Genomic DNA, 19,382 nt, shown 5'->3' with positions numbered 1-19,382 from the left:
CGGTGTGCGCCGACTCTGCTGCGTGTGGAAAATCGAATGATCCTCAAAGAGGTTGCCCCTTTCGCGTTTCACGCAACGGCTAGGTGCTACGGGATTTGTAGCACGGGAAATCATCGATTCCTGGTTGCGGATGCCGGTGCGGCGAGCGTTTCGTCATGGATCTGATCCTGATCCCGCCAGAAGGGAGGCAAGTGTCGGAGCAAACCAGAAAGGGAATTGTGTTCCGGCGGGCACGAGCGGTCCCGCGCCGCAACGCACCGGCACCGGCACCGCCGGCCACGCAGGCCAGCGCCCGACGGTCCGGGCTCGCCGGCGAGCCGACCGTCAAGGGCGTGACCCGCCCGGTCGAGCTGCGGGTCGAGTTCGGTGCTGCCCCGCCGGCGCCCGTACGGGCAGGAGACCTCCGGGTTCAGCGCGACCGTCGAGGTCGACCGGGAGGACTACGGTCTTGTCTGGAACGTGGTGCTGGACAGTGGCGGCTTCCTGGTCGGCAAGAAGGTGCTGAGCGAGACCGCTGGCGAGACGATCCGCCAGGGTCGACCTGCCGCCGCCGGCGGTGCCGGTACGGAGGTGGGCACGATGGTGGCGGAGACAGACGACGGCGAGCAGGTGCCGCCGCAGTTCCAGGACTTCGCCACCCGGCACGGTCTGCCGGCGATCTACTCGCTCTGGGGCCTGGCCCTGGCCGTGAGTGGGTGGGCCCTGTTCGCCGCCGCGCTGCTGTTCTCCGGCGGTGACACCGACCCGGGGCTCGTCGCTTCGGTGATCGCCGTTGTGGGGCTGGTGATGTCGGCCGTGCTGCGACGGCGCAAGCGCCGGGCCGACCGGCTGCGGCACGAGGCGTACCTGCGATTGCGGGCCGGACGCACCGACCGGGCCGGACTGGGCGACGAGAGCTGATCGGGTCGTCGTGAGCGGGGATCCGCCACTGTCGCTGGTGGTCGCCGGCCTCGGGCTCTACTGGATCTTCCTGCTGGTCCGGGCCATCCTGTGGGCGGCTGTTCCGTGCTGTGGCGGCGGACCGACGTACTCGGGGTGTTCGACGCACCGGGCCCGGCCGGGCCCGGTGCCGGTCACCGTGATGGTCGTTCGACCGGCGGTGGCTGGCCTGGTCAGGCGGATCCGCGCCAGACGACGGGGGTGGGCAGCAGCACTCCGCCGGGTTCGACGGGTGCCCCGCTGATCTGCCGCAGCACCAGATCGGCGGCGCGGGCACCGATCTCCTTCGCCGGCTGGTGCACGGTGGACAGCGGCGGGTTGGTGCGTCGTGCCCAGGCGCTGTCGTCGAATCCCACGACGCCGACATCGGTCGGTACGGTCCGGCCGGCCTCGCGCAGGGTCTGGATCGCTCCGGCAGCGACCACGTCCGAGGCGGCGAAGACGCCGTCGAGATCGGGTGCCCGCTCCAGCAGGGTCTGCATGCCGCTGACGCCGCACGAGTAGTCGTAGAGCGGGACCTCGACGACCAGCCGGGGGTCGAACCGGTCGCCGAGGCCCTGGCGGAAGCCGGTGAGCCGGTCGGCGCCGGAGTCGCGGTTCAGGGCGGCGGCGATCATGCCGATGCGCCGCCGGCCGGTGGCGGCCAGTCGGGTGGTGATCTCGCGTGCCGAGCCGACGTTGTCGACACCGACGAACGGGATCTCCTGCGCCAGGTCGGGCGGATGCCCGACGAAGGTGGCCGGCAGTTTCAGGTCGGTGACGACCCGGGTGATCGGGTCGTGCACCCGGGCCGAGACGATCACCGCGCCGTCGACGAAGCCGCCGCTGAGGTAACGGGCGACCCGTTCGGTGTCGCGGTCGGAGTCGACCACCAGGTTGACCATCTGGTGCTCGGCGGTGGAGAGCACCGCGTTGGCCCCCAACATGATCGCCCCGATGTTCGGGTCCTCCAGGAACAGCGAGTGCGGTTCCAGCACGATGAAGCCGACCGCCTGGGAGCGCTGGGTGACCAGGTTACGGGCGGCGGTGTTCGGTACGTAGCCCACCTCGGCGATGGCGGCGAGGATCGCGGCGCGGGCGGCGGGGGAGACGTAGCCGCCGTTGAGGACCCGGCTGACGGTGCCCCGGGACACGCCGGCCGCGGCGGCGACGTCGTGCACGGTGGCCCGCTTCGTCGTCGGTCTCGGCCGGTTCACGCCGATCACTGTAGCGGCCGGCCCTTGACCTGCGGCGGAACGCGGCTCTAACGTGTGCACGTTCACACATTTGTTCGCCGCTTGTTCACGCGACGAAATGTGTGCACGTGCACACACATCCGTTTCGGCAGCGAGGACCCCCCGATGACACCGCCCCGTGACCGGTCGGCCGCACCACTGCTGCCGTCGATCCACGGCATCGCACTGGGCTGCGACTACAACCCGGAGCAGTGGCCGTCGGCGGTGTGGCGCGAGGACGTCGCGCTGATGCGTCAGGCCGGCGTCGACCTGGTGGCGATCAACATCTTCGGTTGGTCGAGCATCGAGCCCCGGCCGGGCGAGTACGACTTCGCCGCCCTCGACGAGGTGATCGGCCTGCTGCACGACGCCGGCATCCGGCTCAACCTCGGCACCGGCACCGCCTCCCCGCCGCCCTGGCTGACCACCCGCCACCCCGAGGTGCTGCCGCAGGCCGCCGACGGCACCACCCGGTTCCCCGGCGGTCGGCAGGCGTGGTGCCCGAGCTCGCCGGTGTTCCGCGAGCACGCCCTGGCGCTGGTCGAGCAGGTCGCCCGACGCTACGGCGGGCACCCCGCGCTGGCGCTGTGGCACGTCTCCAACGAGCTCGGCTGCCACAACGCGTTGTGTTACGACGAGACCAGCGCGGTCGCGTTCCGGCGCTGGCTGCGGCAGCGCTACGGCAGCATCGAGGCGCTCAACGACGCCTGGGGAACGGCGTTCTGGAGTCAGCGCTACGGCGACTGGGACGAGGTGGCGCCACCCCGGGCGAATCTGTCGGTGGCCAATCCGGCGCAGCTACTGGACTTCCACCGGTTCAGCTCCGGCCAGCTGCTGGAGCACTACCGCGCCGAGGCGGCGGTGCTGCGTCGGCACAGCGCCGCGCCGATCACCACGAATCTGATGGTAACCGCCCATATCAGGAACTTAGACTACTGGTCCTGGGCTTCCGACCTGGACGTCGTCGCCAACGACCACTACCTGGACCACCGGCTCGGCGACCCGGTCGCGGAACTCTCCTTCGCCGCCGACCTCACCCGGGGCCTGGCCGCAGGAGCGCCGTGGATGCTGATGGAGCAGGCGACCGGCGCGGTCAACTGGCAGCCCTGGAACCTCGCCAAGGAGCCGGGCCAGATGATCCGCAACTCGCTCACCCACGTCGCCCGGGGCGCCGACTCGATCTGCTTCTTCCAGTGGCGGGCCTCCGCCGCCGGTGCCGAGAAGTACCACTCGGCGATGCTGCCGCACGCCGGCACCGACACCACCACCTGGCGGGAGGTGCTGCGGCTGTCGGAGGTCCTCGACCGCGTCGGCGAGGTCGCCGGCACCCGAGTGTGTTCCGACGTGGCACTGCTGTTCAGCTGGGAGTCCTGGTGGTCCGCCGACGGGCCGGCCCGCCCGTCGACCCAGATCCGCTACCTGGATCAGGTGCACGCCGCCTACACCGGACTGCGCGAGCTCGGCGTCACCTGCGACGTGGTGGGCCCCGACGCCGACCTCGCCGGGTACCGGCTGGTCGTCGTGCCGTGTCTGCACCTGGTGACCGACGAGCAGGCGGCCGCGCTGACCGACTACGTCGACGCGGGCGGCCACCTGGTGGTCACCTTCTACAGCGGCATCGTCGACGAAAACGACCGGATCCGCCTCGGCGGCTACCCCGGTGCCTTCCGTGACCTGCTCGGCGTGGTCGGTGAGGAGTTCGTCCCGCTGCCGCCCGATGCCGAGGTCACCCTGGACAACGGCGCCCGCGCCCGGTGGTGGACCGAGCGGTTGCGTACCACCACCGCCGCGGCCCTCGCCCGATACGCCGACGGCCCGCTGCCCGGCACCCCGGCGGTCACCCGTAACGCCCACGGTGCCGGCACCGCCTGGTACGTGGCGACCGCGTTGGCCCCCGACGGGCTGCGCGACGTGCTGCGTACCGCCGTCGACGGGGCCGGGGTGATCCCGCACGGTCCGGAGAACGACGGCTCGGTCGAGGTCATCCGCCGCGTCGGCGCCGACCGCAGCTACCTGTTCGTCGTCAACCACGGCCGTCGGGAGATCCGCCACGCCGCCACCGGCTACGAGCTCGTCACCGGGACCCCGGTCGACGGGCAGCTGCAGGTCGGCCCTGGCGAGGTCCGGGTGGTCAGAGAGGAGCCGGCCCGGTGATCAGATTCCGTACGGCGCGGGCGACGGCAACCGGCCGCCGCCGGGCGCCCGTACCGCACAAGAGCGCCATCGCGATCTTCGTGGTGCCGTTCGGGGCGCTGTTCGCGCTCTTCTACGCCGTGCCCATCGGCTACGCCGTGGTCCAGTCGCTGTACGTCGTGGAGCGCAGCGGAACCTTCGGGCCGGCTCGGGAGGTCTTCGGTGGGCTCGCCCAGTACCAGCGGGTGTTCACCGACGGCCCGTTCTGGTCCTCGATCGGCCGGGTGCTGCTGTTCGGCGTGGTCCAGGTGCCGGTGATGCTCGGCGTCGCCCTGCTGTTGGCCCTGCTGCTGGACTCCGGCCTGGTCCGTGGGCGGCGGTTCTTCCGCCTCGCCTTCTTCGTGCCGTACGCGGTGCCCGGCGTCGTCGCGGCGATCATGTGGGGTTTCCTGTACTCGCCCAACCTGTCGCCGTTCGCCGCCGTCACCGGCCGGGTCGACCTGCTCGGCGCGGACCTGGTGCTGTGGTCCATCGCCAACGTCGTCACCTGGGTCTACGTCGGCTACAACATGTTGATCATCTATTCGTCGTTGCTGGCGATCCCACCGGAGATCTACGAGGCGGCCCGGCTCGACGGTGCCGGCCCGGCCCGGATCGCCTGGTCGATCAAGATCCCGATGGTGCTGCCGGCGATCGTGCTGACCACCGTCTTCTCCATCATCGGCACCCTGCAGCTACTGGCCGAACCGCAGGTGTTCCGCACCTTCAGCTCGGCGGTGTCCAGCACCTACACCCCGAATCTGACCGTCTACTCGACCTCGTCGATCCCCAACTTCAACCTGGCTGCGGCCTTCTCGGTGGTGCTCGCCTTGGCGACCTTCGCGCTGTCGTTCACGTTCCTGAAGTTCACCCAGCGTCGGGACGCGCGATGAGCGCCCCGGCCCGGCCCGCTGCCGGCCGCTCACCGGCCGGTCGCACGTCCGCCGGTACGCCGACCCGCGAGTCGCTGCTGTCGCGGTCCGCCGCGACCCTGGTGATGCTGGTCTGCACCGCGTACTTCCTGGTGCCGATCTGGTGGCTGGTGGTCGCCTCGGCGAAACCCGACGGGCGGGTCACCCAGGGCGCGCCACTGTGGTTCGACGACTTCGCGCTGGTCGACAACATCACCGAGGTGCTGACCTACCGCGACGGGGTGTTTCCCCGGTGGATCCTCAACAGTCTCGCCTACACCGGCGGCGCCGCCCTGATCGGCACCCTGCTCGCCGCGATGTGCGGGTACGCCCTGGCCAAGTACCGCTTTCCCGGCCGGGAGACGTTGTTCAACGTGGTGCTCGGCGGGGTGCTGGTGCCGGCGACCGCGCTCGCTCTGCCGCTGTTTCTGATCTTCAGCCGGTTCGAGGCGACCAACACGTTCTGGTCGGTGTTCCTGCCCAGCCTGGTCAACCCGTTCGGGGTCTACCTGGCCCGGATCTACGCCGCCGCGAGCGTGCCGGACGAGCTGCTGGAAGCGGCCCGCCTCGACGGTGCCGGTGAGGTACGGACCTTCTTCACCGTCGCCACCCGGCTGATGCTGCCCGCCCTGGTCACCATCTTCCTGTTCCACTTCGTCGCGGTCTGGAACAACTTCCTGCTGCCGCTGATCATGCTCGGCGACGAGCGGCTGTTCCCGGTCACCCTCGGCCTCTACACCTGGAACACCCAGGTCAACCAGCTGCCCGAACTGCGTGGCCTGGTGCTGGTCGGCGCGCTGCTGTCGATCGTGCCGCTGGTCGCCGCGTTCCTGCTGCTCCAGCGCTTCTGGCGGACCGGCCTCGGGGCCGGCTCGGTCAAGTGAACCCTGCTTTCCGCCGTACCTCGTCCACCCACCGATAACGAGAGAAGGATTTCGATGAGACTCCCCGCCTCGACGGTCGGCGTACTGCTCGCCGGCACGCTCGCACTGACCGCCTGCTCCTCCGGCGATTCCGGCGACTCCGGTGCCGGCACCGACGCCGCCACCGACTGCAGCCCGGCCGAGGGCCCGGTCACCCTCGACTTCACCTCCTGGATCCCCGGCATCGAGCAGGTGGTCGAGGTGTGGAACGCACAGAACCCCGACATCCAGGTCAAGGTGCAGACCGGGCCGAACGGCAACAGCGGCACCTACCAGAACTTCTTCAACCAGTTGCGGGCCGGCAACGCGCCGGACCTGGGCCAGATCGAGTACGACGCGCTGCCCAGCTTCCGGGTCCAGGACGGCCTGGTCGACCTCGGCGCCTGTGACATCGTGCTCGACGCCCAGGACCAGTTCGTCGACTGGACCTGGGGGCAGGTCAGCTTCGGCGAGGAGGGCTCGGCGTACGCCGTACCGCAGGACGCCGGACCGATGGCTCTGTTCTACCGGGCGGACCTGTTCGAGGCCAACGGCATCGAGGTGCCGACCACCTGGGCCGAGTACGCGGCCGCCGCTGAAGCCGTCCGCGCCGCCGGCGGCTACATCACCAACTTCTCGCAGAGCGACATCAACCAGTTCGCCGGGTTGGCCTGGCAGGCCGGCGGCCGGTGGTTCGCCAACGACGGCGACCAGTGGACGGTGGACCTGACCGACCCGCAGACCACCCAGGTCGCCGAGTACTGGCAGGACCTGATCGACCGGGACCTCGTCTCGACCGTGCCGCCGTGGACCACCGAGTGGGACAACGCCTACAACAGCGGCTCCGCCTGGACCTGGGTGTCGGCGGTGTGGGGCGCGAACTCGATCAGCTCCGGCGCGCCGGACACCGCCGGCAAGTGGGCGGTCGCGCCGATGCCGCAGTGGAACGCCGGCGACCAGACCGCCGGCAACTGGGGCGGCTCCTCCACCGCCGTGTTCCGGGGCAGCGAGCACGTCTACGAGGCCGCCCAGTTCGCCCTCTGGCTGAACACCTCCGAGGAGGCGTTGACCCTGCTCAACGCCGAAGCGAACCTCTATCCGGCCACCGTCGCCGGCGCCCAGCTGCCGGCGCTGCGCGAGGGGGTGGAGTTCTACGGCGGCCAGCCGATCTACGAGGTCTTCGCCGAGGCGTCGGAGCAGGTCGCGGCGGACTTCGTCTGGGGCCCGACGATGACCCAGACCTACGCCGACGCCTCCGACGGCTTCAAGGCGGCAGTCTCCGGTCAGGGCACCCTGCTGGACGCGCTGACCGCCGCCCAGACCTCTACCGTGGATACCCTGAAGTCCCAGTCCATCCCGGTAGCGGAGTGACCATTTGATCGCGCACCTGCGGGCCGCGGGCGCCAGCCTCGTGCTGGACGCCCGTGGCCCGTACCCACCGGTCGTCCTGCACTGGGGCGGCGACCTCGGCGACCTCACCGAGGCCGAGTTGACCGACCTGGCCGACGCGGCGACCCCGCCGGTGCCACCCAGCGCGGTCGACCAGCCGCTGCGGCTGACCCTGCTGCCCACCTCGGGTCAGGGCTGGACCGGCCGGCCCGGCATCGCCGGACACTGGGCCGCTCGGCCCGTCGACGACACACCCGGGTCCGGGCGGCCCGTCGACGATCTGCGGCTGCACACGGTCGGCCGGACCGGCCCCGGCGACCTGGTGGTCGAGTGCGGCGCTGCCGCCGGCGGGCTGCGGGTGACCACCGACGTCTCGCTCAGCGAGCAGGGCGTCCTGCGGGTCCGCCACCAGGTCCGCAACACCGCCGAGGTCGATCTGCACCTGGCCGCGTCGGACGTCGTGCTGCCGGTGCCGGACCGGGCCGAGGAGGTGCTGGACTTCACCGGGCTCTGGGCCCACGAGCGGCGCCCCCAGCGCGGCCGGATGCGCGACGGCACGTGGACCCGGCAGACCCGCCACGGCCGACCAGGCCACGACGACCCGTACCTGATGGTCGCCGGCACCGCCGGGTTCGGGTTCCGGCACGGCCAGGTCTGGGCGGTGCACCTGGCGTGGAGCGGCGACAAGCAGCTGTACGCCGAACGCCAGGCCACCGGACACAGCCTGCTCGGTGCCGGCGAACTGCTCGCCCCCGGCGAGCTGATCCTGCCGCCCGACGGCACCTACACCACCCCGTGGACGGTCGCCGCCTTCTCCGATGCCGGGCTCGACGGCCTCTCCGAGCGGCTGCACCGCTGGATCCGGGCACGTCGGCCGCTGCGCGGGCCCCGACCGGTGGTGCTCAACACCTGGGAGGCGGTCTACTTCGACCACGATCTCGACCGGCTGGCCCGGCTCGTCGACGCCGCCGCGCAGGTCGGTGTCGAGCGTTTCGTCCTCGACGACGGCTGGTTCACCGGCCGGGTCGACGACCGGCGGGCACTCGGCGACTGGTCCGTCGACCCGCAGCGCTGGCCGGCCGGTCTGGGGCCGCTGGTCGACCGGGTCCGCTCCCGGGGCATGGACTTCGGGCTCTGGGTGGAACCGGAAATGGTCAGCCCCGACTCCGACCTGGCCCGCGCCCACCCCGACTGGCTGCTCGGGCCGACGCACGCCCCGACCTGGCGGCACCAGCGGGTGCTCGATCTGGACAATCCGGACGCCTACCGGTATCTGCGGGAGCGGCTCGGCGCGCTGCTCGACACGTACCCGATCGCCTACCTCAAGTGGGATCACAACCGCGACCTGCTCGCGGCGGGCGGCGCGCACCGGCAGACCACGGCGCTGTACCGGCTCCTGGCCGACCTGCGGGTGGCCCATCCGGACCTGGAGATCGAAAGCTGCGCCTCCGGCGGCGGCCGCATCGACCTGGGCATCGGTGAACTGGTCGACCGGTTCTGGACCTCCGACACCAACGATCCGCTCGACCGGCAGCGGATCCTGCGCTGGACCAGCGTGCTGATGCCGCTGGAGTACCTCGGTGGGCATCTGGGTGCCGGCACCGCGCACGTCACCGGCCGGGCCACCGATCTGGGTTTCCGGCTCGCCACCGCGCTGTTCGGGCACGCTGGCATCGAATGGGACCTCACCACCGCGACCGAGGCCGAACGCGCCGACGTCGCCGAGTGGGTCGCCGCATACCGGCGGCTGCGGCCGCTGCTGCACACCGGGACGCTGGTGCGCACCGACAGCCCCGATCCGGCCCGGCAGCTGTACGGGGTCGTCGACACCGACCGGCGTACGGGTGTGTTTGCCCTGGTGGCGCTCGACGCGGCGCGGTCGGCGCTGCCGGTGCCGCTGCGGCTGGCCGGCCTCGACCCGCGGCGCCGCTACCGGGTGAGTCCACTGCGGATCGGCCCGCCGCCGGCGACGTTGCAGGTGCGGCCGCCGGCCTGGCTGCACCGGGGCGAAGCGGTCCTGCCCGGCCGGGTGCTGGCCGAGATCGGGCTGCCCGCGCCGCTGCTGCACCCGCAACAGGCGGCGCTGTTCACCGCCGAGGCGGTCGGCTGAGCGCACGCCTGCAGATCGTTCTCCCGACGGGTAGCCGGCGCGTCACCGGCCACCCACTGTGCCCCGTACGGCGTTGACGGCCGGGTGACGCGGTGTCGGCCAAGGTCAGGTCCACCGCACGCCGTTCAGGGGGACCACATGATCAGGACGATGCTCCGGGTCCGCGCCCGCAGCGGATTCGAGACGGTTGTGGAGTCAGCGTGGCAGGCCGTCGCCGACGGCATCGGTGCCTCGCCCGGCAACCGGCTGCGCCAACTGCTCGTCGACGCCACCGATCCGCGTACCTTCGTCGCGGTCACCGAATGGGCCGACGACGACGCGCTGCGCGACCACCTCGACGGCCCCCTCGCCCGGCAGTGGGCCGACGCCGTAGCGGCCGCCTGCGAACCACCGGACGCCGGCAGCTACCGGGTGATGCGTGGCCGGGCCGGTGCCGACTCCCGGATCTACGTCGACGTGGCGATCACCGTTCCGGCCGACCGGGTCGACGAGTTCCACCGTGGGCACGCCGAGGTCGTCACCCGGCTGTCCGGGGTGGACGGCTACCTGCGTGAGGAGCTGCTGCGCGAACCCGGCAGCCCGGTGCACCACATCTTCGCCGAGTGGCGCAGCCAGGAGCAGTTCCGCCGGTGGATCTCCGACCCCGACCACGAGCGGGCCGAAGCCGGCCCGATCGCCGAGTTCCTCGTCGGGATCCGCCCCCGGATCTTCCACCCCGCCGACCCGCCGACCGACCCGCCAGCGGTGCCGACCGACTCGCCAGCGGCACCCGCCGACACCACCGACGTGCTGATCGTCGGCGCCGGCCCGACCGGGCTCACCGCCGCGATCGAACTCGCCCGCCGAGGCGTCGACTGCCAGGTGATCGACACGCTCACCAGCCCGCCCAGCCAGGCGGACAAGGCGATCGGCGTGCACTGCCGCACCATGGAGATCTGGGAGGACCAGGGCGTCGTCCGGGAGGCGATGAACGCCGGCAGCTGGCTGACCGGCCAGGCCGTCTTCGTCAACGGCCACCAGGTGTACCGGGGCAGCTGGGAGCTGCCGGACCTGCCGTACGCACATCTGGGCCTGCCCCAGTACGAGACCGAACGGATCCTCACCGACCGGCTCGCCACCCTCGGCGTGCGGCCCCGGCGCGGCACCGCGCTCACCGGCTTCACCAGCGACGACGACGTTGTCACCGCCACCGTCGCGTACGCCGACGGCACCACCGGGACCATCCGGGCCCGGTACCTCGTCGGCGCCGACGGCGCGCACAGCACCGTCCGGCAACTGCTCGGGCTGACCTTCACCGGCGGGCTGGGCCGGTTCCCGCAACTGTTCATGCTCGGCGACGTCGACCTCGACTGGGACATGCCGCCCGGCCACCTGCTGCGGTTCATCCACGAGACCGACGGCCAGCTGGACAACATGCTGGTCTGCGTACCGCTGCGGGGTGAGTCCCGCTACCGGATCGCGACGATGGCGCCGCCGCGCTACTTCGCCGCCACCCGGGGCGAGAACGCCCCGCCCGGGTTCAGCGCCGAACTCGACGAACCCACCCTCGCCGACGTCCAGACAGTCCTGGACCAGCTCGCCCCACCCGGCACGACGGCGTCGAACCTGCGCTGGTCGTCGATCTTCCGGATCAGTCACGGCATCGTCGACCGCTACCGCGTCGGGCGAGTCTTCGTCGCCGGCGACGCCGCGCACCTGCACCCACCCGCCGGCGGCCAGGGCATGAACACCGGTATCCAGGACGCCTGGAACCTGGCCTGGAAACTGGCGCTGGCGGTGCGTGGCCTGGCCGCGCCCGGCCTGCTCGACAGCTACCAGATCGAACGCCGACCGCAGGGTGAACAGGTCGTCGGCCGCGCGGTGCGGCTGGCGTTCACCGACGAACTGGAGCGTGAGGACCTCACCGGCCAGTTCCTGCAGGAGATGTCGATGCTGGTCAGCTACGCGGACAGTCCGCTGGTCGGCGAGGCGGTGGCCGACCCGGACGCGCTGCGCGCCGGGCCGGCGGCCGGCGACCGCGCCCCCGACGTGTACGGGCTGCACCGCCCCGGGGTCGGGCATCCGCTGCGGCTGCGGGACCTGACCCGGGGCACCCGGCACACGCTGCTGCTCTACGCCGACAGCACCGACGAGACCACGCTCGCCCTGGTGGACAAGATCGGCACCGACGTGCGGGACCAGGCGTACGGCGAGGTCGAGGTGTACCTGCTCGTCGGCCCGGACGCGGCGACGCCGTCACTGCTGCACCCGCCGGTGGTCCGCGACACCGACGGGGCGGTGCGGACCCGGTACGGCATCACCGGTGCCGCCGCGTACCTGATCCGACCGGACGGGCACGTCGGCTTCCGCAGCCAGCCGATCGACGCCGAAGCGCTGCGACACCACCTGCACCTGGTGTTCGGCGGCGGTCCACGGTGACCACGCCACCGCAGAACGGCGCTGTCCGCGCGATCCTGGCGATGCGTACCCGACCCGGCTGTGAGCAGCGGTTCGAGGACGAATGGCGGGCGATCGCCGAGCAGATCCGGACCCTCGCCGGCTGCCTGCGTCAGGACCTGCTCCGCGACGCCGACGACCCACGCAGCTACCTGATCGTCACCGACTGGGCCGACCGGGGCCGGTTGGACGCATTCGGCCGCAGCGCACAGCGGGACCGGCTGCTGCGGGTCATCCGGGACCTGCGGGAGTCCGCGCAGCGACACACCTATCAGGTCCTGCACAGCGTGCCGAGTCAGGTGCTGCACAGCGTGCCGAGCGAGCCCGAGGAGACGCGATGACCACAGATGCGCAACAACCGGTGCCGGCCGGGGAGTTCTTCACCGACGAATACGCCGCCGACCCGTACCCCACCTATGCCCGGATGCGCGAACAGAATCCGGTCCAGCTGGTCTCCTCACCCCGGTTCGACTCCTACCTGATCACCCGCTACGACGACGCCCGCGCCGCGCTGACCGACCACCGGCTGTCCAAGGACCTGTACGGCCCGGAAGGCCACTACCTGCGGTTCTTTGGGCCGAACTCGGACGGGCTGAACAAGAACATGCTCAACTCCGACCCGCCGGAGCACAGCCGGCTCCGGCGACTGGTGTCCCAGGCGTTCGCGCCCCGGCGCATCGAGGCGCTGCGGCCCCGGGTGACCCAGGTCGTCGACGACCTCATCGACAAGTTCGTGCCCAGGGGCGAGGCGGACCTGATGCACGACTTCGCCGTACCGCTGCCGATGGTGGTGATCTGTGAACTGCTCGGTGTGCCCAAGGCCGACCACGAACAGGTGCTCGGCTGGACCCAGGTGATCCGTACCTCCGGGTCGGCCAGCCGGCCGCCGGAGCAGGAACGGGCCGCCGTGCAGCAGGTACAGCTGCTGCTGCACGACTACCTGACCGGGCTGGTCCGGGCCAAGCGGGTGGCGCCGGCCGACGACATGGTCAGCGCCCTCATCGACGCCTGCGACCAGGGCGGGAAACTCTCCGAGCGGGAGCTGGTCTCCACCGCGTTCCTGCTGCTGTTCGCCGGCCACCAGACCACCGCCGACTTCATCGGCAACGCCATGCTGGCGCTGCTGACCCATCCCGACCAGCTCGACCTGCTGCGGCAGCGGCCGGACCTGCTGCCGGGCGCGGTCGAGGAACTGCTGCGTTTCGACGGGCCGTTGCCGATCGCCAGCCCCCGGGTGGCCACCGAGGACATCGAGTACGACGGCGTACGCATCCCACGCGGTGCGGCGGTCGGCGTCGTGCTCAACTCGGCCAACCACGACCCGGACCACTTCACCGACCCGCAGCGGCTCGACGTGACCAGCGAACGCGGTCCGCATCTGGGCTTCGGGCACGGGGTGCACTACTGCCTCGGGGTCTCGCTGGCCCGCATCGAGGCGAGGATCGGCATCGGCACCCTGCTGCGCCGACTGCCGGACCTGCGGCTGGGCGTACCGGTCGACCGGGTGCCCCGGCTGCCGGCGGCCTCACCGTTCCGTGGCCTGCTGGAGCTGCCGGTGCGGTTCACCGCCGCCGGCTGATCACCACGACCACCGGGCGAACCGGCCCGGCTGAGCCACCACCCGACCACCGGGCGTACCGACCCGGGCTGATCCCACCGTTCTGCGAGGAGTTTGTCATGGTCTTCCGCAACGTGATCGTCTGCCGCATGGTGCCGGGCAGCGAGGACAAGATCGCCAAGGTGTTCGGCCACTACGACAAGGCCACCCGGCCACAGGACTTCGGCGTGATCGGACGCATCCTGCTGTCCCACCACGACCTCTACATCCACATCGTGGAGCGCAACGAGGACCCGGCGATCTCCGGGCAGAACCGGGGGCTGCCGGCGTTCAAGGAGATCGCCGAGGCGATCGGCCCGTACGTCACCCCGTACCCGCGCAACTGGCAGAACCCGTCGCACTCGGTCGCCAAGGAGTTCTACCGGTGGGCGCCGGCCGACGACGCCGGATCCCGACCGGACTCGGGCGAGCGGCACCTGACCGTCATCGTCGGGCGGATCAAGCCCGGCGCCGAGGAGAACGTGGCCCAGATCTTCACCGAGTCCGACGCCGGCACACTGCCGGTGGAGATGAGCGTGACGGCCCGGTGGCTCTACTCCATCGACGACGTCTACGTGCACCTGCTGGAACGCTCGGTCGCGCACACCGCTGACGACGCCCGAATCCACGACAAGCCCAAGTTCGGCAAGATCATGCAGGAGCTCAGCCCGTACATCAGCCCGTACAACCAGGACACCTGGCGCGGACCGGTCGACGCGGTGGCCACCGAGTACTACCGCTGGCGCGCCGAGGACTGACCCCGCCGGACCAGGGCCACCGCCACGGCCAGCACCGACCCTGGCAGGGCGCCGCCCACCGGCAGGACCCAGGCCGGGACGTACAGCAGCGGGCCGAGTGGTCCGTCGACGGTCGGCGCCGCACCGACCTGGTACATCCGCCCCGGTAGGCCCTGACACTGCACGGTGACGGACGTGGTGCTGGGCACCTCGATGGTGCCCAGCACCACCGTCACGATGCTGTCGCTGTTGTCCGTGAACGGCACCGACGGCGCCCTCACCCTGATCGGGGTGCCGTCGGCATCGGTGACCCGGCAGTCCTCGGCGGACCATTCCTGGCCGTAGTCGCCGAAGATGGCGCTGCGCCCGACGGGCAGGACGACCGGCACCGGCTGCCCGACCGGCACCGTGACGAACCCCGCCGGCAGGAACCGTGCGGTGGCCAGCTCCGCACCGACGCGGACGAACTCGGGTACGGCGAGCAGACCGGCGACCGCCACGGCGGCCGCGACCGCGTACCACCGACGTCCCCGGCTCCGCGTGTCGTCCCGGCGGAGCAGCCCGATCCCGAACCCGACCGTGGCGGCACCGACCGCCAGCAGCGCACCGACCAGCCAGGCCCACGCCATCGCCGCCACCGGGTCTGCCCCGTCGACGCTGGTCGACTCCACGGGGATCACGTACCGGTAGGTGGCCTCGTCCGCCACCAGGTGCGCCACGGCCGCACCGGCGGCGGTGCCGCCGGTGATCGCCCACCGGCGGACGACGGCGACGCGTCCCAGCCCTGGCGACGAACGGACACCGACCAGGTACCCGATGCCCAGCCCGAGGCCGGCCGCGACGACCCTGGCCGCCGTCGCCAGCTCCGCCCGCTCCGGGCGGTAGCCCTCGTGCCCGACGGCGTCCAGCCAGATCAGCGGCAGCATCAGTCCCGCGACGACGGCGCAGCACCACACACCGCCGCCGAAGAGCAGCCGCGTCACGCCGATGCGTCCCGCAGCCGGCGGGCCTCGGTGACCAGCCGGCTCGACCCGCCCCGGCCGGCGACGTCGGCGAGCCCCGGCACCTCGATACGTACACCGGTGGTCGCCGCGTTCTGCGCGGCCAGCGCCAGCAGGTCCGGCAGGCCGCGCGGCGCGGGTCGGCAGGTCAGCAACGCCGGCAGCGCGGCGGCCAGGATCCGCCAGACGGTCAGCGGCGCCCCGGCGGCGGTCGCGTCCCGCAGCGGCCCGACGACCCGGGACAGGGTGATCATCCCGTCGGCGGTCAGCGACCCCAGATGGGTGCCGACCGCCGTCGGGTCGAGCCCGCCGTCGGCGGCCAGCATCAGCAGCGCGTCGACGGTCGCCACCCGGTCGGCCTCGTGCCGGGCGGCCAGCCCGTACGCCACCGCGAGGTCCAGCGCCGGACCGGCGGCGCCGGTGCGTTCGGCGAGCATCGGCAGCAGCACGGCACCGCCCGGCTCGTCGAGGTCCGCGCACCCGGCGACCAACGGCAGGGTGTACGCGGCGACCAGCCCCCGGTAGCCGGGTAGCTGCGCCGGCCAGAGCCGTTCGTCGAGCAGCAACCTGACGTCGACCGGGCGGGGCGTCACGTCGAGCAGGCCGTACGGGTCGCCGGCCCCCGGCGGCGCGGCCACGTCGACGAGGCGTCGCCGCTGCGGCAGCCGGTCGTGCCGGTAGTCGTAGCCGCCGTGCCGGTCGCGCCGGGCCACCGTCACCACCTGGTAGCGCGGTCGGGGCAGGCCGCCGGCGCGCAGCCAGGCTGCCAACTCCTGCCCGGCAGGAGTGCCCAGTGCCGCCGCCTTCGCCGCCAACGGCTCGTCGACGTTGGCCGGCAGCCGCAGCAACGCCTGGGCCAGGTCCGCTGGCCACGGCGGCTGCCCGTCGAGCCGGGCAAGCCGCTCGAACAGCGCTTCCGGCTCGATCGCACCGGTGGCCAGGGTCGGGGCGGCCAGGGTCGGTCCAGCGACCCGCTCCGTGGTCCCGTGCCCCGCGACGAACTGCCCGATCTCGGCCACCCGGGTTCGCAGCAGCCGGCGCAGGATCTCCCCCTGCGGGTCGGCGGGCCGCTGCCCACTGGTCGGCTCCCGGCCCCACGCCGCCGACAGCGACGACCAGGCGCGCGCCGAGACCGTCTGGTCGGTGCCGGCGACGATCGGGTCGCTTGCCCCGGCGAGGACCCGCAGCACCACGGTGAGGCCGCCGAACCTGGTCTCGGGCAGCGACGGCCAGACCATCGCGTGCGCCCGGTTGAGCACCGGAGTCAGCGCGGCCGCGACGGCTGCCCGGTCGGCGCGGCCCAGCCGGACCACGCCGGCCAGGATCCGCTCCAGCTCCAGCGGCGCGGTCCACTCGGCGGCGAACATCGCGGCGACCTGCTCGGCCAACTCGTCCGGGGCGGTGATCGGCGGCGGCGGCGCCGGTGCCGCCACCGCTGGCAGGGTGTCACCGACGTGCCGCACCTCGGCGGGTGCGCTCACCCGGTGGCCGTGCCGGGTGGCGAGCGCGCTGGCCCGCTCGGCGATGTCGATCTCCGGGTGGTCGGCGGCGACCGCCAGCACCCGGGCGATCCGCGCCGCCTGGGCCCTGTCGCGGCGGGCCGTCTGGTCCAGCCAGGTCAGCTGGGCCCGTACCAGGGTCTTCTCGGGCCGGACCAGGACGGCGGGTGCGGTGTCGAGCAGCGCGTCCAGGTCGATGTCCGGCACCGCCCGCAGGCTCCGTTGGGCCGCCGCGGCCGCTGTCGACGGCCCGTCGGCCAGCAACCGCAGGTAGGCCGGCAGCCGGTCACGGACCTCGTCCGCGGTCGGTGCCAGCGCCTCGTGCAGCGCGACGAAGACCCGCAGCGCGGCCGGCCGTTCGCCGCGTAGCAGCCGGCCGAGCGTGCCGTCGATCAGCATCGACCGGTCGAGCCGGCCGTCGGCGGCCAGCTGCGCCAACGCCGCCGGCAACTTCAGCGGCGCGTCCGTGCCGACCTGATCGTCCTGCTGGAGCCGGGCCCAGGACCACTGGTCGCCGAAACCGTCCACCTCGAACAGTCGTGGTGTCAGCGAATCCAGCCAGGGATCCCGGCGCAGCCGATCGACCAGCGCGTCCCGCCGTTCGTCCTCGGTGGGCCGACCGACGATCGCCGTCCAACCGAGGACGAACCGGTCCCCGGCCGGTGGCGGTGCCTGCTCGGCGTGCAGCAGGTCGGCGACGAACCGCCAGCTGTCACCGGGCGTGGACCGGTCGACGCGTGCGCAGAGCCGGTACGCCAGGTCTGCCAGCCAGGTGACGCCCCGGCGGCGGGCCACCTCGATCACCGGGGTCGCGGGCACCTGCCGCAGCGAGACGTTGCGTCGGCCCAACACCTCGGCGACCTGGGCGGCGCTCGGCAGGCAGCCGACCGCGCCGACGGCCAGGGCGGTGGCCTGCCAGTTGCTCCACCACTCGTCGTGGCGGCGACGAACGTGGGCCACCAGGTCGGTGCCGAGTCGGCGGCGCTGCGTCTCGTCGAGGCCGTCGACGGTGGCCGTGGCGGCATCGACGTCGCCGGTGTCGAGGAAGCCGAGAATGTCGGTCACGCCGTCGCCTCCACCGGTGCGGTGACCATCGTGGTCGCCAGGACATGTTTGCACGGCCCCCGGCCGCCCCGGTGCCGCGCCCACCAGACGCAGGTGCAGGTGTGCGAGCCGTCCGGCAGCCGCCGTACCCGGTACACTTCGTCGCGGTGGCGTACCGTGGCTCCGGCGTCGTCGGGGGTCACCGCGCCGGTCTCGACCAGCGCACGGGCGCCGGCCAGCCGAGGATTGTCCCGCTCGGCGCGGCCGGGGTCGTAGGGCAGCACCCGGTGGAAGTAGCCGGCCCGGGCGACGTCGTAGCCGACCCGTCCGGCGGTGCCCAGCAGCGCCAGCGCCGCGCGTACCCGTTGAGCGGTGATGCCGGCCGCGCCGGCCAGCGCGTCGACGTCGACCGTCGGATCCCAGTCGAGCAGCGCCCCGACCAGCTCGCTGTCGTCGGCGACCTTGTCACTGGCGAGATCACGCAGCACGCCGCCCTCACCGGAGAAGCCCCGTGCCGGGTCCGGTGACAGGGTCAGCGACAGGCTCATCCCGCCCAGGTCCACCTCCCAGACGCTGGCCACCGGTGCGGCACCGGCTGCTACCGCCGGTCCGTACACCCGCAACGCGACGGCGTGCCGCAGCAGGCCGCGCAGCGTGACCAGCCGACCGGCGCCGGCCAGGCACACGGCACCTGGCGCGGCGCGGGAGGTCAGCCGCAGCGACCGGCCGGCCGGCACCGCCCACAGCACCGACCGGTCGCCGGTGCCGGGCAGCCGCCGCAGGAACGTCGCCGCCTCGGCAACCGGGATCTCCGCCCGCAGATCCATCGCCGCCGCGACCACCTGCACCTCGGCGAAGCCGCGCAGCCAGCGGCGCGGCAGCGGTACCGTGCGCTCGACGACCCGCCCGTCCATGGTCGACACCGTCACATCGTCCGGGCCGACCGACAGGTGCAGCGGGTCCAGCCCGCCGACCCGGGCCAGGGCCTCGCGCAACGGCGGGTTGACGTCGAAGTTGGTGGTGCCGTGCGCGACGATGTCACCGTCCAGCCCGTCCAGGGTCACATCGAGTCGGGCGTACACGCCGCAGCAGCCGGAGAAGGACTCGAACCGCAGCCGGTCCCGGCTGCCGGTGACCACCGGGTCGAGGCTGGCCGGGTCGACCGGCCGGTGGTAGCGGGTGCGGGCCACCTCGGCGACCGCCAGCAGCCCGGCGGCGGCAGCCGTCGGCGCGGTGAGGAACCCGGTGAAGAACCGGGGGTTGGCGGCCGGCCCGCCGCTGGTCTGCAGGGTCAGGGCCCGGTCGGCCAGGGCGGAGGGGCGAAGATACTGGTACGTCGCCGTGGTGCTCACGCCGGCGCACGTTACCCACGCCCACCGACATCCGCCGCCCACCAGCGATTTATATCGATGTTCGTGATACCGTGCCAGA

General features: G+C 72.4%; 14 protein-coding genes. 10 read left to right on the top strand and 4 right to left on the bottom strand.

Annotation, left to right across the window (positions count from 1 at the left end; genetic code table 11):
• The first annotated feature begins 366 nt into the window (after nucleotides 1–366).
• Nucleotides 367–900 (top strand): hypothetical protein, encoded by a 534-nt coding sequence (locus tag O7623_RS31335; RefSeq protein WP_348775132.1) that lies wholly within the window; start codon nucleotides 367–369, stop codon nucleotides 898–900.
• A 212-nt stretch (nucleotides 901–1,112) separates the two neighbouring features.
• Here O7623_RS31335 and O7623_RS06710 read toward each other — a convergent pair whose 3' ends face one another.
• Nucleotides 1,113–2,135, bottom strand: a complete 1,023-nt coding sequence (locus O7623_RS06710) for a LacI family DNA-binding transcriptional regulator (protein WP_282227720.1) — start codon at nucleotides 2,133–2,135, stop codon at nucleotides 1,113–1,115.
• Nucleotides 2,136–2,279: 144 nt separating this feature from the next.
• On the opposite strand from O7623_RS06710, the gene O7623_RS06705 reads away from it, so the two are divergent.
• The 9 genes from O7623_RS06705 (at nucleotide 2,280) to O7623_RS06665 (ending at nucleotide 14,428) form a co-directional block, all read left to right on the top strand.
• Entirely contained in the window at nucleotides 2,280–4,307 is a 2,028-nt protein-coding gene (locus O7623_RS06705) for a beta-galactosidase (RefSeq protein ID WP_282227719.1), read from the top strand.
• Nucleotides 4,304–5,218, top strand: coding sequence for a sugar ABC transporter permease (locus O7623_RS06700; RefSeq protein WP_282227718.1), 915 nt, complete (start codon nucleotides 4,304–4,306; stop codon nucleotides 5,216–5,218). The genes O7623_RS06705 and O7623_RS06700 overlap by 4 nt, the downstream gene beginning before the upstream one ends.
• Nucleotides 5,219–5,322: 104 nt before the next feature.
• Entirely contained in the window at nucleotides 5,323–6,120 is a 798-nt protein-coding gene (locus tag O7623_RS06695) for a carbohydrate ABC transporter permease (RefSeq protein WP_282229338.1), read from the top strand.
• A gap of 54 nt (nucleotides 6,121–6,174) precedes the next feature.
• Entirely contained in the window at nucleotides 6,175–7,509 is a 1,335-nt protein-coding gene (locus O7623_RS06690; protein ID WP_282227717.1) for an extracellular solute-binding protein, read from the top strand.
• 4 nt (nucleotides 7,510–7,513) lie between these two features.
• Nucleotides 7,514–9,637, top strand: coding sequence for an alpha-galactosidase (locus tag O7623_RS06685; RefSeq protein WP_282227716.1), 2,124 nt, complete (start codon nucleotides 7,514–7,516; stop codon nucleotides 9,635–9,637).
• 138 nt (nucleotides 9,638–9,775) lie between these two features.
• Nucleotides 9,776–12,055: an FAD-dependent monooxygenase gene (locus tag O7623_RS06680; RefSeq protein WP_282227715.1), complete on the top strand. Its 2,280-nt coding sequence runs from the start codon at nucleotides 9,776–9,778 to the stop codon at nucleotides 12,053–12,055.
• Nucleotides 12,052–12,414, top strand: coding sequence for an antibiotic biosynthesis monooxygenase family protein (locus tag O7623_RS06675; RefSeq protein ID WP_282227714.1), 363 nt, complete (start codon nucleotides 12,052–12,054; stop codon nucleotides 12,412–12,414). The genes O7623_RS06680 and O7623_RS06675 overlap by 4 nt, the downstream gene beginning before the upstream one ends.
• Nucleotides 12,411–13,652 carry a cytochrome P450 gene (locus tag O7623_RS06670; protein ID WP_282227713.1) on the top strand — a complete coding sequence of 414 codons (1,242 nt, stop codon included), beginning with the start codon at nucleotides 12,411–12,413 and terminating at the stop codon, nucleotides 13,650–13,652. Before O7623_RS06675 ends, O7623_RS06670 begins: the two co-directional genes overlap by 4 nt.
• A 98-nt stretch (nucleotides 13,653–13,750) precedes the next feature.
• A complete protein-coding gene (locus O7623_RS06665; RefSeq protein ID WP_282227712.1) occupies nucleotides 13,751–14,428 on the top strand; it encodes a TcmI family type II polyketide cyclase in 678 nt (225 codons plus the stop codon).
• On the opposite strand, the gene O7623_RS06660 is transcribed toward O7623_RS06665, so the two are convergent.
• The 3 genes from O7623_RS06660 to O7623_RS06650 are packed head-to-tail and all read right to left on the bottom strand — an operon-like array spanning nucleotide 14,404 to nucleotide 19,303.
• Complete coding sequence (locus O7623_RS06660; protein ID WP_282227711.1) at nucleotides 14,404–15,390, bottom strand: hypothetical protein; 987 nt, start codon at nucleotides 15,388–15,390, stop codon at nucleotides 14,404–14,406. The two genes, O7623_RS06665 and O7623_RS06660, sit on opposite strands and share 25 nt — an antisense overlap.
• The gene (locus tag O7623_RS06655; RefSeq protein ID WP_282227710.1) at nucleotides 15,387–17,972 is read right to left on the bottom strand and encodes a DUF6493 family protein; all 2,586 of its coding nucleotides are present in this window, start codon (nucleotides 17,970–17,972) and stop codon (nucleotides 15,387–15,389) included. The genes O7623_RS06660 and O7623_RS06655 overlap by 4 nt, the downstream gene beginning before the upstream one ends.
• Nucleotides 17,969–19,303: an SWIM zinc finger family protein gene (locus O7623_RS06650; protein WP_282227709.1), complete on the bottom strand. Its 1,335-nt coding sequence runs from the start codon at nucleotides 19,301–19,303 to the stop codon at nucleotides 17,969–17,971. The genes O7623_RS06655 and O7623_RS06650 overlap by 4 nt, the downstream gene beginning before the upstream one ends.
• Nucleotides 19,304–19,382: the final 79 nt, after the last annotated feature.

Origin of the sequence: Solwaraspora sp. WMMD791 (assembly GCF_029581195.1) — a bacterium.
Classification (GTDB): Bacteria; Actinomycetota; Actinomycetes; order Mycobacteriales; family Micromonosporaceae; genus Micromonospora_E.
Note: the sequence above shows the minus strand (reverse complement) of the source record. Positions and strands in the feature narration are given on the sequence as shown.

What these genes read in the sequence shown, in the direction of transcription:
- O7623_RS06670 (WP_282227713.1), top strand. Translation starts at nt 12,411, where the DNA reads ATGACCACAGATGCGCAACAACCGGTGCCGGCCGGGGAGTTCTTCACC.
- O7623_RS06705 (WP_282227719.1), top strand. Translation starts at nt 2,280, where the DNA reads ATGACACCGCCCCGTGACCGGTCGGCCGCACCACTGCTGCCGTCGATC.
- O7623_RS06695 (WP_282229338.1), top strand. Translation starts at nt 5,323, where the DNA reads ATGCTGGTCTGCACCGCGTACTTCCTGGTGCCGATCTGGTGGCTGGTG.
- O7623_RS06665 (WP_282227712.1), top strand. Translation starts at nt 13,751, where the DNA reads ATGGTCTTCCGCAACGTGATCGTCTGCCGCATGGTGCCGGGCAGCGAG.
- O7623_RS06680 (WP_282227715.1), top strand. Translation starts at nt 9,776, where the DNA reads ATGATCAGGACGATGCTCCGGGTCCGCGCCCGCAGCGGATTCGAGACG.
- O7623_RS06690 (WP_282227717.1), top strand. Translation starts at nt 6,175, where the DNA reads ATGAGACTCCCCGCCTCGACGGTCGGCGTACTGCTCGCCGGCACGCTC.